Below are 13,333 nucleotides of genomic sequence, written 5' to 3' on the forward strand. Positions count from 1 at the left end.
CCTACCACTCACCTGTATTAGGCATTGAAACCCAAGGTTCCAAAGGCGGGAGAGCTTTTCCTTTTTGAAGAAGTTCTATAGAAATTTGGTCTGGTGACCTAACGAAAGCCATACGACCATCCCTGGGAGGACGATTGATGGTAACACCCATCTTTTGAATTCGTTCACAAGTTTCGTAAATATTATCTACTTCATAAGCCAAGTGACCAAAATTTCTACCAGAGGAATAAGGATCTGTTTGTCCCCAGTTATAAGTAAGTTCTACCTCTGGTGCACCCTCTTCACCTGTAGACAAAAATACGAGTGTGAATTTTCCTTCTGGATGTTCATTCCTTCTCGTCACTTTCAGCCCAAGGATCTCAACAAAAAAATAGAGGGCTCTATCCAAATCCAAAACCCGAATCATCGTATGTAAATATTTCATCTTTTTTTACTATAGGAAAAAATACACCAAAAGCACAAACCAAGAAATATATTTAGGAATCTCAAAACGGGCCCATTCTTTTTTCCCTTCCAATAGTCTTCCTAAAGACACAAAGGAAAAAACCAAAAGAAAAAAAACAGAACTAATTTCTCCGAAAGAAAACTGATGCATTCGTTTCAAAAAATATAAAGTCAAAACTGTTGGAACCACAAAAGAAACCAAAAGATAAAACCTGTAAAAAGTATTCCCCGCCTTGCGCCTGTATTGTGGCATTTTTGCCTTTCTGTCAATCTCCCATTTATTATGACTTAACCAGACTTTAGGGTCTGTCACTCCTCGGTCGACTGTACTTTGAAGGTCATCCGGTCTTACTGATGGATAAGAAAAAAAAGATCGAATCCCTTGCCATTTGTATTTAGTTTTCCACAAATCAGAAAATAAATCACGGAAGACATGTAGTTCCGCAGTGACTGGATCATAAGTATGTAATTGAGAAACAAGTCCATACCGAGGTTCTTTGGTTTCTTCACAAAAAGTTCCGAACATTCGATCCCAAAAAATAAATACGCCACCGTAATTTCTATCAATGTATTCAGGATTCATCGCATGGTGTACTCTATGATGCGAAGGAGTCACAAATATAAATTCAAACCAAGCCGGTAACTTTTTGATTGCACGGGTATGAACCCAAAATTGGTAAGTTCGATTGAGTGCATCAATGATTAAATACGATTCAACAGGGAAACCTAATAATGATAGAGGCAAATAAAAAAGACCGATACCAATGTTACGAACAAAGGATTGCCTAAGAGCCACTGATAAATTAAATTCTTCACTTGAATGATGCACTACGTGTGAGGCCCACAAAACTTTGATTTCATGGCTATAACGATGGGCCCAATAAAATAAAAAATCCAAAAGAATGAACAATACAATCCAATGAATGGGTGAAGTTGGAGATAAATATATTTTTGAAAGAAATTCAACTCCCCAAGAGATTTGGTATAGATGTTGATAAACATAAACTATTCCTAAAAGAATAAGACCATCAAAAATACGACTAAGAACTCCTAAACTAAGATCCGCTAAAGAATCTTCATAAAAATAGTAATCCTGCTTTTTATAACGAGTATAAAGCACCTCGGCCAACATCAGTAAAATATAGATAGGAGCAATAGTTTCTATTAGTCTCATAGGGTGTCCTTTTCGTTCCTATTTTCTATACTGATCATATTGAAAAAGCAACCTAGTTTCTTATATTCCTACCTTGAGAGTATTCAAAAAGAAACAACGAAGCGGAACTGTTATTTATTAGAAAGTTCGAATCCAATGATTATTTCAATTGTTTACTTAAATCCAAATTCAATTCTTCAAAGGACTTGGTAAGGCCTAAATTCCAACCAAGTACTAAAGCTTCTGGTTCTTTTTTGTCAATGGGTTGAATTTGTTTATAGGTTTTTCTAAATACTGGTGAAGATATAAAATCTTTATCTTCATAAACTACAACTTCAAATTCAATGACCGCTTTTGGTTCCTTAGTTCGAAAGTCGCCATACAACTGAGTTAAGTTTAATTCAATGAAATGGGTGACTGTCACCCGAGTATGAACACTTGCGTCCCATTCAAAATTTCCAGATTTCAAAAGAGAACGAACAAACTCTTCTTTGAAATTATGCGCTGGTGGAATAAAAAAACCATTGTAAAAATCGGATTCATAAACTGCATTTTCCTTGCGATATACAAATTCCTTTCCCTCAAATTTGGGAGAAATAAATACCTTCCGCACAACAAAAGTTCTAGGTTTCGGAACAACAAACATTGGTTTGGTTTCTGAAGTTTCGATTAAATAAAATCTTTTTTCAGGAAACGTTTTACTAACGCCAAAACAATGAGTGAGTGAAAAAACAATTCCAACCAAAAGAAAAAAACGGATTATAACTTTCATTGTATTTATTTCCAAAGTTTAGACTTATTTGGTGCCTCTCCGAAGAGAAACTGAGATGGGTATTTTTTTGCATTGGCAGTGACTTCTTTTAAGTCTTCCGAAGCAATTCTCAAATTTTCAATCGAAGTGGATATATCACCTTGGTTGGAAGCAAGAAGAGTGTCCAAACGTTTTAGGGTAGTTTGTAATTGTGTCATGGATGTATCCAATTTTTTTGGAAAACCTTGTGTCTCGGGACTGGCAATGAGAGCCTTAACCTCTGCATTTGTTTTACGAAGGTCCACAAGTAAACCTGTCGATTCCCGTGCTAAGTCACCAAGTTTTGCATCAAGAATGGTTTGGTTAAGATTCTTAATGAGCTCCCCAACACCTAAAAGTATTTTATCTACATCTGCCTTTTCCACTTTATCAAAAAACTTATCCACAGAAGCAGTGAATCGAGAGATGGTACTTGGGGCCGAAGGAATATAAATAGTTTTTGGTTCCCATTCGATAGACAAAGGAGGATTTTTTTCAGGGTTTAGATAATCTACTTCTAAATAAGCAGTCCCGGTTAACCCTTGTGAGGCGAGTCGAACACGTAACCCACTTTGAATCATTCTTTGTACAGTTTTCTTTAAGTCGTCACCGTAAACTCCTTTCACAAAGTCAGGAACAGACATCTTAATCAAAACATATCTTCCATACCGAAGTTCAGTATCTTGGTTTAGTTTCTCGGAATATACATTTTGCACAAAGGTAATTTCTTGGACTGTTCCGACCTTAACACCGCGATGTTTGACAGGTGATCCGATATCCAATCCTTGCACGGATTCGTCGAAATAGGTTTCCAAACTCACCGATCTTTGAAAGATATTCCCTGCTGTAAAAATGATCAAAAATAAAATGAGTGTAAAAAAACTAACTAGGACAAAAATCCCAACTTTGAAATAAGTTTTATTTGATTGGTTCATAACTGGGAACTCTCCTGAGGAATACGATTAAAGAATTGTTTTACAAAAGGGTCTTTCGATTTTTCTTTTAAATCTTTAGGTTTTCCTTCCGCAATAATACCTTTTTTGGATTTATCTAATACGATAACACGATCGGCCATTGTAAATACAGATGGTAACTCATGTGTCACAATCACAAAGGTAACACCAAGTGTTCTCGACAAACGAATGATTAGGTGGTCCAATTCCACACTAGTGATCGGATCTAAACCAGCACTTGGTTCATCTAAAAAGAGAATTTCTGGATCCATTGCCATCGCACGCGCAATGGCCGCACGTTTTTTCATACCACCAGAAAGTTCGGAAGGATAAAGATGGGCAAAAGGAAATAACCCTACCATTTTTAACTTGGTCATGGCAATTTCGTTCATGATGGTTACTGGTAGTTGTGTAAACTCTTCCAATGGTAACCGAATGTTTTCCAAAAGAGACATGGAACCAAACAAAGCACTTTGTTGGTACATAACTCCAATACGATTCCAGATTTCGATTTTTTTCTTTCCTTCTGCGAGAACGATATCATCTTCATCAATCCATATACGCCCGCTAAATGGTGAGGTTAAACCAATCATATTTTTTAATACGGTTGATTTACCACAACCGGATCCACCAAGGATTCCAAAAATTTCTCCTCGGTTTACTTCAAAAGAAATATCTTCCATAATAACGGTATTACCATAACCCGTTGTTAGGTGTTCTACTCGAATGATAGGTTTTTCTTTCATATCTTTAGATAAAAGTATAAGACGGAAAAAATTCCATCTAGGATAGAGACAAGTATGATAGATCCTACTACTGCCGAAGTAGTCGACTCACCAACAGCTCCTGCTCCGGATGCCGTTTTTAGACCTCGGTAACAACCGATGGAGGCGATGATCATCCCAAAAAAATAAGATTTCAAAAGTCCACCAAGGATATCTGAAAGTCCCACTGCTAAATTCACTTGGTTGATAAAAGTTACGAGTGGAAAACCAAAACTAATGAGAACAACAGCACCACCGATCAATCCAAACAGATTAAACACAATGGTCAGTAGTGGGGTCATTACGAGTGATGCCACAAGCCTTGGAATGATTAAAAATTGTACGGGAGGTAGACCCATAGTTGTCAATGCATCGATTTCTTCCGACACTTTCATGGTTCCGAGTTCCGCTGCGAAGGCCGAACCAGACCTTCCTGATAAAATAAAGGCAGTCATCAGAGGTCCAAGTTCACGAAACAAGGAAAGTCCGACAAGGTTTGCTACAAAAATCTCGGCACCAAACCTGCGCATAGGAATGGCAGATTGAAAAGACATGATAAGGCCAAGTAAAAATCCAATCATCGCAATGATAGGAAACGCATTCACTCCCATCGATTCGGCAACTCGAAATGTATCCTTCCAACGAATTTTAGAAGGATGTAAAAAAGAACGCCAAAACGAAATAGTAAGTTCCCCTGTAAAGGTAACTAAATATTTAAACTCTAACAACGAATCAATAGTCAGTTTTCCAATTTTTTCAGACCGACGAAGGTCACTTAAAAGTGTCTCTTTATTTTTTTTGCTATCGTCGTCGGTTATACTTAACCGGTATTTAAACCGGTCATCTAACCCACGCAATACGAAAGGTATTTTCCTTTCTTCGCACTCTAAACGTATGAGTTTGATAAAAGAAATTCCTGAAGTATCCGATTCCACCAAATCGTTTGCCTGCACCACTATTGACCTAGGTGGATTTGTTTTTAGGATACTAATGAAGGCAGTCCAATCTTTACCAGTTTCCACAGCGGTAAGAACTGTTGGGAGGTGGATTTCTAAGGTGCTACCTTCCCACAAAAAAGAGGATTGTCGATGAATGGTGTCCACGTTTCAAACGTAATTCTAAATGGGAAGGAACCTTAGGCAAGTGATTTTATTTTACAATCCAATCGATCGAATAAAAGATGAACAAGAATGTGGAATCTCACAACTGGTTTGATTGGATTTTCTGCCGGCCTTTCTCTCCTCTTTGCATGGGGAGAATTCATTAGAAAAAATACGAAAGGCCAAACTCAAATCCAAGGTTTATTATTTCTCTTTGCCTCCCTATTCCAAGCTCATACCTTTCTAACTGCCACGGGGCTTTACCAGTTTTTTCCACACCTGTATTTGATTCACTTACCTTTCACCGCTTGTATTGGTGCCCTACTCAAACGTTATTTTTCGGAACTCTGGGACGAAAGTCCCAATAGAAATCAATTTTCTTATTGGGAATTGGCCCCTGCCGCAGTCGTGATGGTTTTCCTTCTTCCGTTTTATCTATCTTCCGGAGAAGAGAAAATTGCGCTTCACTCAAAATACCAAATAGAGGGAGTTCCACTAAAATTTCAAATTACCATTCTCATCGCTGTTTCACCCATATTTTATGCGGCTTTTTACGTTTTTTCAAATATGGTAAAATACATACGTGTGGAAAGATTCAAAAATTCAGCTCACATTCGTTTGGTGGGAATCGTTGTAGGGATTGGAGCCTTTTCGAGCCTTGTGGGAGTTTATACTTTATTTTTCCACCAAAGGCATGGATTAGAACTTGTTTCTACACTCATCGCCTTCCTTCTCATAGGAATTTATCTTTTACGACAAAAAAGTCCTGAATTATGGGGCGAAGTCCAAAAGATTGTAATCGAAGAAAAAAAATACCAAACCTCTCAATTGGGTGGGATCAATTTAGAATCTTTGCACAATCAATTGAAATACCTGATGGATGTAGAGAGGATTTACCGGGACGAAAGTATCAATTTAGAAAAGTTGGCCATAGAAATGAAACTCTCGGAACACCAACTCTCCGAATATTTAAACCTCCACCAAAAGAAAAATTTTTTTAATTTAATCAATTTTTACCGAATCAAAGAGGCCAAAGAGTTATTCGCTTCCCATCCAGAACGAAACATCTTAACGATCGCTTACGATGTAGGTTTCCCTTCTAAATCCACCTTCTACGATGCCTTCAAACGAGAGGTAGGTACAAGTCCTAGCGAATTCCGGAAGTCACTCAAAAGCTGATCCGGATGGACCCGATCGGAATCTTTTTTTATTCCGCCTTTACCAATCCGGTCGATTTGGGTTTGGATTTTTGTTAGAATGGATTCATTCTTTTTTAGTCTTTAGGAGAGTTTATGTTTGGTGGACCGGTTCAGTGTGATTTAGTATTAGATTGTGTTACCAAAATTGGTTTTACACAAGGAGTTTTAAACTTCCTTCGTTATTACCCAATTGCAGGTTTAGCATTTCTATTATTCTATGTTTGGCGAAAGGATTTTTTCGAAACCTACCGCATCCAAAAAGTATATCCTAAAGCAGAAAAGGTTTGGAAAGAGTTTCGCCAATCTGCAGTGACGCTAATTGTTTTCACTTTAGTTGCTATGACTAACATCACTTTGATGAAAGCAAAAATTGTTCCAAGTGCCGTTTACTTTGGGCCTGTGTCGAGTTTAGCGGGGATCGGATATATTTTTTTAAGTTTCCTACTTTTTACGATTTGGCATGAGACTTGGTTTTATTGGATGCATCGATTTGCTCATATCAAAAAAGTATACCCGCATGTTCATTCGGAACACCACCAATCCGTTAATCCTTCTCCCCTCGCAGCCTACCGGTTCCAAGCAACAGAAGCTTTTTTAGAAGCTATCTACATTGTTCCTTTTGTGATGTTTGTTCCTGTCCATTTTTATGTAGTTTTATTCCACACTTTTTACGCCATGATTCTTAACATTTGGTGGCATCTAGGTTATGAATTTTTTCCTAAAGGTTGGGCTTCCCATCCGATTACAAAGTGGATCAACACATCCACTCACCATAACCTTCATCACCAAAAGTTTCAAGGAAACTATTCTCTCTATTTCAATGTTTGGGACCGACTTATGGGAACCAACTTCCCTTACTATGAAACTTATTATGAACAAGTGACAGAAGAAAGGGATAGAAAACGTAAAGAACAAAAACCGAAGAAAGAAGCGGGAGTCGAAGTTTTCATTTCTTAAAACAAACCTGGGGTTGTCTGCTTGTCTAAGAGATAAACTCGACCCATCTTTTTTGAACTTTTTTTTACAATAACCTCAATGGAAACTGGTATGGATGGGATTTTTTTTCCAGTCCATGTCCCCATTTCCAAAATGGAAACGTTATTCATTTGAGGTAAAAAATGAAAGAGTTCACATTAATTTTTCGAAATAGCAACCAAGAGGGAGAAAGACCATCCCCTGACCAAATGCAAAAACTGTTACAAGAATGGATGGCCTGGATGACCAATTTGTCGGCTAAGGAACAATTGGCCGACAAAGGAAACCGTTTGGCGATTTCAGATGCAAAAACAGTTCGTCCGGGCAATTTGGTGACAGATGGACCTTACACAGAAATCAAAGAATTCATCAATGGCTATATCGTTGTTAGATCAGAATCACTCACTGGTGCGGTTGAAATTGCAAAAGGTTGTCCCATTCTAAAAATCGGAGGAAATGTCGAAGTTAGAAAAGTCGTAACTCCTGATGACCATAGCTAATCAAGAAAACAAAATCCTTTCGGATTTGTTTCGTAGAGAACAAGTAAAAATGACGGCAGTTTTATGCCGTCATTTTAGTTTGAAAGACATTGATTTAGTTGAGGACATTATTGCTGAAACATTTTTACGAGCCACGGAAGTTTGGCCACAAAATGGAATCCCAGAAAATCCTTCTGCTTGGCTTTACACTGTTGCCAAAAATATCGCAAAAGATGGTTTTAGAAAAAAAACATCCGAAACAAAAAAAATAAATAATGTTCTAAACACAAATATTGAAGAACCAAAAGACATTAGTTTTGAAGAAAGTTTAATTTCCGACAGTCACCTTGCAATGATCTTTGCAGTTTGTGAAAATACAATTTCTCCAAAAAGCAGAGTTTGTCTAAGTCTACAAATTTTATGTGGCTTTAGTGTTGAAGAAATAGGATTTGCTCTTCATTCAAACAAAGAAGCTGTAAAAAAAATTTTATTCCGCGCACGCGAACAATTACGACAATCAAAATTTGAAATTAAAGATCTTACAATTGATGAAATCAAATTGAGGATGGACTCAGTTCTTTTAACAATTTATCTACTTTTTAATGAAGGTTATTCGTCAAAAACAAAAGATTCCGTGATTCGTATTGATTTAATCAAACAAGCAATGAATTTAGGACTCTCTCTGACTCAGACAGAATCAACAAAAACTCCTGAATTGTTTGCACTCATGTCTCTCTTTTGTTTTCAAGCATCTCGACTCGACTCACGCACAAATACGCAAGGGTCTGTTGTCATATTTACTGACCAAGATAAATCCAAATGGGACCAAAACTTGATTCAGAAGGGAAACGAATATTTTTTAGAGGCATTCAGTACAACCTCAAGATCAAGATACCATTATGAAGCTGCCATTGCCTATTGGCATACACAAGAAGAGTCCTTAGAAAAATGGAAATACATCTTGAATCTATACGATAACTTTTTGGAAATCTACCAATCTCCGTCTGTTTTTTTAAATCGAGTTTTCGCTTATTCAAAAGTTTATGGAAAACAAAAAGCATTGAATGAGATGGAAAATTATCAAGATTATAAGAATCGTGATTATCATTCATTACTTGGATATTTATATTCTAATTCTAATAGCGAATTGGCCTCTCTACATTACCAGAAGGCAATTCAAAAAACAAAATCCAAAAAAGAGATCGCTGTATTAGAACAAAAGATCAAAGAATTAAATTCAAATGCTTTTCGAGAGTAGAAACCAATTTATATACCTCGAGTTCTTCTTGTATCCATTGTAATCATTTTTCCTTTTCTTTTTAAGACCTATAAAGAAACAAACTCGCCTTTTGGTTCTTTTTGAATAAGAAGTTGACTATTGATCTAAACCATTACCCTAACAGGACGGAAGGTGTCATATGGCATATCATCTCAAAGACAAAGTAGTTCTCATCACTGGTGCTTCTGGAGGCATTGGTGTTTCTTGTGCTAGAGAACTTTACAAAGAAGGCGCCAAACTAGTATTAACAGATATATCTCAAAAATCACTTGATACATTGGCGGCTGAGTTTGCAAAAGAACGAATTTTGACAAAAACAATGGATGTCACCGATTGGGAATCCATCAAACAAGTGACAAGACTTACGATTTCCAAGTTTGGAAAACTAGATATCGTATTTGCCAATGCTGGAATTTCCTGGAAAGAATCGGCTTATACGGTTTTTAATTGTGATGAATCAGAATTTGAAAAGATTATAGAAGTAGATTTACTCGGTGTTTGGCGCACAATCAAGTCGACTTTGTCAGAATTGGTAAAAAATCAAGGCCAAGTGGTTGTTACTTCTTCCATTTACGCTTTCACCAATGGAATGTGTAATGCACCTTATGCTACTTCCAAAGCAGGGATTGAAATGTTGTCTCGGTCGCTTAGGGCAGAGCTTGCCGGTAAAGGTACAAACGTGAGTGTCCTTTATCCTGGTTGGGTTGCCACTCCCCTGACAGAAGGAGTATTCGGAGGTGATCGTCTAACCACAAACATGCGAGAACTGGGATTTCCTATGGTTTTAAGAAAAGCAATTCCACCGGAAAAAGTGGCAAAAGCATTGGTAAATGGTTTGAAACAGCGGAAACCAAGAATCATCGTTCCGGCTCGTTGGATCCCCATCCAACTCTTCCGAGGAATGGTTGGAATTTTATCGGATTGGTATCTCTCAAACCATTCCCGCATCCAATCCATGCTTCTCGAGTTAGAAAATAGAACTAAGAAATTAAACTAGAGAAATTGATTCAAAAAACTAAGCGACTGACCCGGTCCCTCCAAACATTGGGATTTTAGTTCCATCACCTGCGGCAGGGATCGAGCGGAAATCCCTCCCCCTTCCATCATTACGGTTATATTCGTAGAATAAAACCCTAGGGGAGGATTGGAGGGAGAGCCCGACCCTTCCTGCTTCTCAGTTTGGTTTTAGAATTGATTGGGGCCGCCCCAAAAAAATCAATGTAGGCGACATAAAATACTTTAGGAGGAAGAAAAACCGACCGAATGGGAATGTAGAGAGGAAGAGATATATGTTTGAAGCAACACATTTCATGAAAACTCAAGACCTTTTGGAACGTGGTCTTAGTGCTGCTACCCAAAGACGAAAAGTCATCACAGACAATATCGCCAATGCCGATGTTCCCAACTTCAAACGTTCGGAAGTGGTTTTTGAATCGATGCTCAAACGCGCCATCGAATCAGAAAAAATTGAAAAAGACAAAGCAGTTCCTACTAAAATCACAAACGACCGTCATATTGAATTTTTTAAACCTCTTGATTACCGTGATGCGAAACCCAAAACCAATTTGGACTATTTAACTACGATGCGACCCGATGGAAACAACGTAGACATTGAAAAAGAAGTCGTAGATGCCAACCAAAACCAAATGAGTTATAGCCTTATGATTGATCGCTTAAACCAAAACAACCGCCTTCTCAATATAGTGATGAGAACCAACTAAGGAGTAAATGATGGGAATGTTTGATTCGATTAATATATCTGCCACTGGCCTTTCTGCCCAAAGACTCCGAATGGATGTCATTTCCAATAACATTGCAAACTCGACCACAACGAGAAATACCAATGGAGACGGGCCTTTTAGACGTGACCGCGTGATCCTAACACCAATTAACCTCAGAACCAATTGGAAAAGCCCTGTGTATCCTTTTGGAGTGGCTCCTGGTGAAGGCAAAGGGGTCAAGGTAATGAAAATCGAAAAGGACATGAGCCCTTTACGACTCACTTATGACCCAACCCACCCCGACGCCATCCAAACTGGCCCAAAAAAAGGTTACGTGGAACTTCCGAACATCAATATCGTCACTGAGATGACTGATATGATTTCTGCTTCTCGGTCCTATGAGGCCAATGTCCAACTCATCAACGGCTCCAAAGCCATGATGAATAAGGCCATGGAGATCGGTCGGGCGTAAAGGCCCTGACCCCATCCGTCCGTTTTTCCCTTTTTTTAATGTGACATAATTTTTTTCTTTAGGTTTTCTGAATTTCGCCGATGAATAGAAGGAGGAAAGACCATGTCCATTGATCGCATTGCAAACATCAGTTCCCAAACATACAAACCACATTCCCTACTCCCACAAGGTGACAAGGTAGGAATCCTTCGTTCCAACGAACGTCACTATGGTAAAACCAATGAAGCCAAATCTCCTGATGAAGTGGCTGGAACTTTTGGAGATGCCTTAAAAAAAGCATTCGAACAAGTGAATGACCAACAAGTCGAAGCGGATGAACTCACTCAAAAAATTGTTTTTGATCCAAACTCTGTGGAACTTCATGATGTGATGATTGCGGCAGAAAAAGCAAGGATCTCTTTGACATTTGCAAAAACAATGTCTGATGGATTTGTTAGAGCTTATAGAGAACTCACAACTCTTAGATAAAACTTAAATCACTAAACCTGTATAACCAAACAGGTCCGTTCTCTTTGCAACAGACAGGTTCATTCAATGGATTATGGCGTAGGGCGACCAAACACGCGCTCTACGGCCTCATAACGAATTTCAATTTGGTCACTGGGAGAAACTCGAACCCCACGTTTCATTTGGATTCCATCAATTCTTTCTTCATTTACATAAACCACCCAACCTTCTGTCCAACTGTTCCGTTTTCCATTCACTTCCATAATCTCTTCGGTTCGGTTGGTAGAAATAAAACGCATGGAAGGATCTTCTTTTTTGGATATTTCTGCCAAGATGAGAAGTAAATCTTTTGATTCCAATAAAGAAGAAGGAAGCGACTTAGTTTCCTCATACTCATCCGATATAAAATGAATTTGGATTTGGGGTTCTTTTGAAGTTTGGGATTTTGTAGGCAGTAAACATTGGACTCCTAAAAAAATTTGGAGGAATACTAAGATTGATAAAACGAATCGTGAGAAATAAAAGTTTCTCCATCGATTCCTAGGTTTATAGTGATTCTCATTCATTTGATTCTATTTCAATTTATCTTGGCCATTTATACTTTTGGCTGTTTTTTTTCAAAAGCATAAACTAACCCTTGTGCATTCAAATTCACATCTAGATTTAATAATTTCCAATCCGATTCGGTAAGTGTAATAGAATGTTTGTCTGCCAAAGTTTGAATCATGGCTTTTACTTTGGATTCCATAAAAGAGAGACGATCTTCCTTTTGGATCGTCTCTAAGATCAAAATCGCTTCATTACATAGAGTAAGGCCTAATTTCAAATCCTCGGCATTTTTTTGTAACTCACCGATCGCACCAAAATGTGTGAGGTAAGCTACCTCTGCCCCAGTTTCTAAAATTCGACCCAGTGATTGAACCGCTTCCGCAAAATCAAAGTCAGTGGGAGTGGTTGTCGGGAAAATAAATCGTTTTCTATTCTCTAAATGTGGATAGGAAATTCCAAAGGAATCCCCCGTATAAATTCCATTCGTTTTTTTGTCATAAACGCAGAAGTGATGGTTGGCATGTCCCTTTGTGTAGATAAACTGAAAAGAATGGTCTTTCCAAGAAAACCATTCTCCATCTTCCATCACACGAACTCTATCTTTTGGAACTGGTTTGATTTCACCATACAAAGAATCAAAGTTTTCTTTTCCATACACGGATGTGGCACTTTTAATGAGTAAACTAGGATCTATCAAGTGTTTGGCGGTTTTGGGATGTGCGAGAAGAATCGCATTTGGACAAGCTTCCAGAAGTGCCCAGGCACCACCCGCATGGTCTAAGTGCACATGAGTCACAATGACATAGTCGAGGTTCTCTCTTTTGATTCCCTCAGACTCCATCACCTTTAAAATTTTGGGGATGGCATGGGTTGTATTGGTTTCCACTACCACTCCATGCCCTTCTTCTTCTAAAAGATAAGCCGATGCCACTTGTGGCATGTTTGCATACTCAGTATCAATGGTGATCACTTTGCCCATAACAGAATTGTAAAAGGGTAAAGTGATCT

Annotated in this window: 16 protein-coding genes; 8 read left to right on the top strand and 8 right to left on the bottom strand. The window is 38.1% G+C overall.

Annotation, left to right across the window (positions count from 1 at the left end; all coding sequences use genetic code 11):
• Position 1: 1 nt before the first annotated feature.
• The 6 genes from EHR07_RS07805 to EHR07_RS07830 form a co-directional block, all read right to left on the bottom strand.
• Positions 2–424, bottom strand: a complete 423-nt coding sequence (locus EHR07_RS07805) for a VOC family protein (RefSeq protein WP_135744572.1) — start codon at positions 422–424, stop codon at positions 2–4.
• A gap of 9 nt (positions 425–433) precedes the next feature.
• On the bottom strand, positions 434–1,618 hold the full coding sequence (locus tag EHR07_RS07810) for a sterol desaturase family protein (RefSeq protein ID WP_135744573.1): 1,185 nt from the start codon (positions 1,616–1,618) through the stop codon (positions 434–436).
• A 139-nt stretch (positions 1,619–1,757) separates the two neighbouring features.
• Positions 1,758–2,369: an ABC-type transport auxiliary lipoprotein, LBF_0736 family gene (locus EHR07_RS07815; RefSeq protein WP_135744574.1), complete on the bottom strand. Its 612-nt coding sequence runs from the start codon at positions 2,367–2,369 to the stop codon at positions 1,758–1,760.
• A 5-nt stretch (positions 2,370–2,374) separates the two neighbouring features.
• Entirely contained in the window at positions 2,375–3,322 is a 948-nt protein-coding gene (locus tag EHR07_RS07820) for an MlaD family protein (protein ID WP_135744575.1), read from the bottom strand.
• Entirely contained in the window at positions 3,319–4,086 is a 768-nt protein-coding gene (locus EHR07_RS07825; protein ID WP_135744576.1) for an ABC transporter ATP-binding protein, read from the bottom strand. Before EHR07_RS07825 ends, EHR07_RS07820 begins: the two co-directional genes overlap by 4 nt.
• Positions 4,083–5,207, bottom strand: a complete 1,125-nt coding sequence (locus tag EHR07_RS07830) for an MlaE family ABC transporter permease (RefSeq protein ID WP_135744577.1) — start codon at positions 5,205–5,207, stop codon at positions 4,083–4,085. Before EHR07_RS07830 ends, EHR07_RS07825 begins: the two co-directional genes overlap by 4 nt.
• Before the next feature lie 87 nt (positions 5,208–5,294).
• Here EHR07_RS07830 and EHR07_RS07835 point away from each other — a divergent pair, with 87 nt between their 5' ends.
• From EHR07_RS07835 to fliE, 8 genes are all read left to right on the top strand, one after another.
• Positions 5,295–6,383 (top strand): helix-turn-helix domain-containing protein, encoded by a 1,089-nt coding sequence (locus EHR07_RS07835; RefSeq protein ID WP_135744578.1) that lies wholly within the window; start codon positions 5,295–5,297, stop codon positions 6,381–6,383.
• 113 nt (positions 6,384–6,496) lie between these two features.
• Entirely contained in the window at positions 6,497–7,360 is an 864-nt protein-coding gene (locus EHR07_RS07840) for a sterol desaturase family protein (RefSeq protein ID WP_135744579.1), read from the top strand.
• 161 nt (positions 7,361–7,521) lie between these two features.
• Positions 7,522–7,878 (top strand): YciI family protein, encoded by a 357-nt coding sequence (locus tag EHR07_RS07845; protein WP_135744580.1) that lies wholly within the window; start codon positions 7,522–7,524, stop codon positions 7,876–7,878.
• On the top strand, positions 7,865–9,115 hold the full coding sequence (locus tag EHR07_RS07850; RefSeq protein WP_135744581.1) for an RNA polymerase sigma factor: 1,251 nt from the start codon (positions 7,865–7,867) through the stop codon (positions 9,113–9,115). The genes EHR07_RS07845 and EHR07_RS07850 overlap by 14 nt, the downstream gene beginning before the upstream one ends.
• Before the next feature lie 160 nt (positions 9,116–9,275).
• Positions 9,276–10,133: an SDR family NAD(P)-dependent oxidoreductase gene (locus EHR07_RS07855; RefSeq protein ID WP_135744582.1), complete on the top strand. Its 858-nt coding sequence runs from the start codon at positions 9,276–9,278 to the stop codon at positions 10,131–10,133.
• Positions 10,134–10,425: 292 nt separating this feature from the next.
• On the top strand, positions 10,426–10,857 hold the full coding sequence (flgB, locus tag EHR07_RS07860) for a flagellar basal body rod protein FlgB (RefSeq protein ID WP_135744583.1): 432 nt from the start codon (positions 10,426–10,428) through the stop codon (positions 10,855–10,857).
• A 10-nt stretch (positions 10,858–10,867) separates the two neighbouring features.
• A complete protein-coding gene (gene flgC / locus EHR07_RS07865) occupies positions 10,868–11,329 on the top strand; it encodes a flagellar basal body rod protein FlgC (RefSeq protein ID WP_002975027.1) in 462 nt (153 codons plus the stop codon).
• 84 nt (positions 11,330–11,413) lie between these two features.
• Positions 11,414–11,797 carry a flagellar hook-basal body complex protein FliE gene (gene fliE, locus EHR07_RS07870; RefSeq protein WP_409035741.1) on the top strand — a complete coding sequence of 128 codons (384 nt, stop codon included), beginning with the start codon at positions 11,414–11,416 and terminating at the stop codon, positions 11,795–11,797.
• A 71-nt stretch (positions 11,798–11,868) separates the two neighbouring features.
• Here fliE and EHR07_RS19165 read toward each other — a convergent pair whose 3' ends face one another.
• The gene (locus tag EHR07_RS19165) at positions 11,869–12,342 is read right to left on the bottom strand and encodes a hypothetical protein (RefSeq protein ID WP_135744585.1); all 474 of its coding nucleotides are present in this window, start codon (positions 12,340–12,342) and stop codon (positions 11,869–11,871) included.
• 29 nt (positions 12,343–12,371) lie between these two features.
• Positions 12,372–13,304 (bottom strand): MBL fold metallo-hydrolase, encoded by a 933-nt coding sequence (locus tag EHR07_RS07880; RefSeq protein ID WP_135744586.1) that lies wholly within the window; start codon positions 13,302–13,304, stop codon positions 12,372–12,374.
• Positions 13,305–13,333: the final 29 nt, after the last annotated feature.

Origin of the sequence: Leptospira bandrabouensis, assembly GCF_004770905.1 — a bacterium.
GTDB lineage: Bacteria > Spirochaetota > Leptospiria > Leptospirales > Leptospiraceae > Leptospira_A > Leptospira_A bandrabouensis.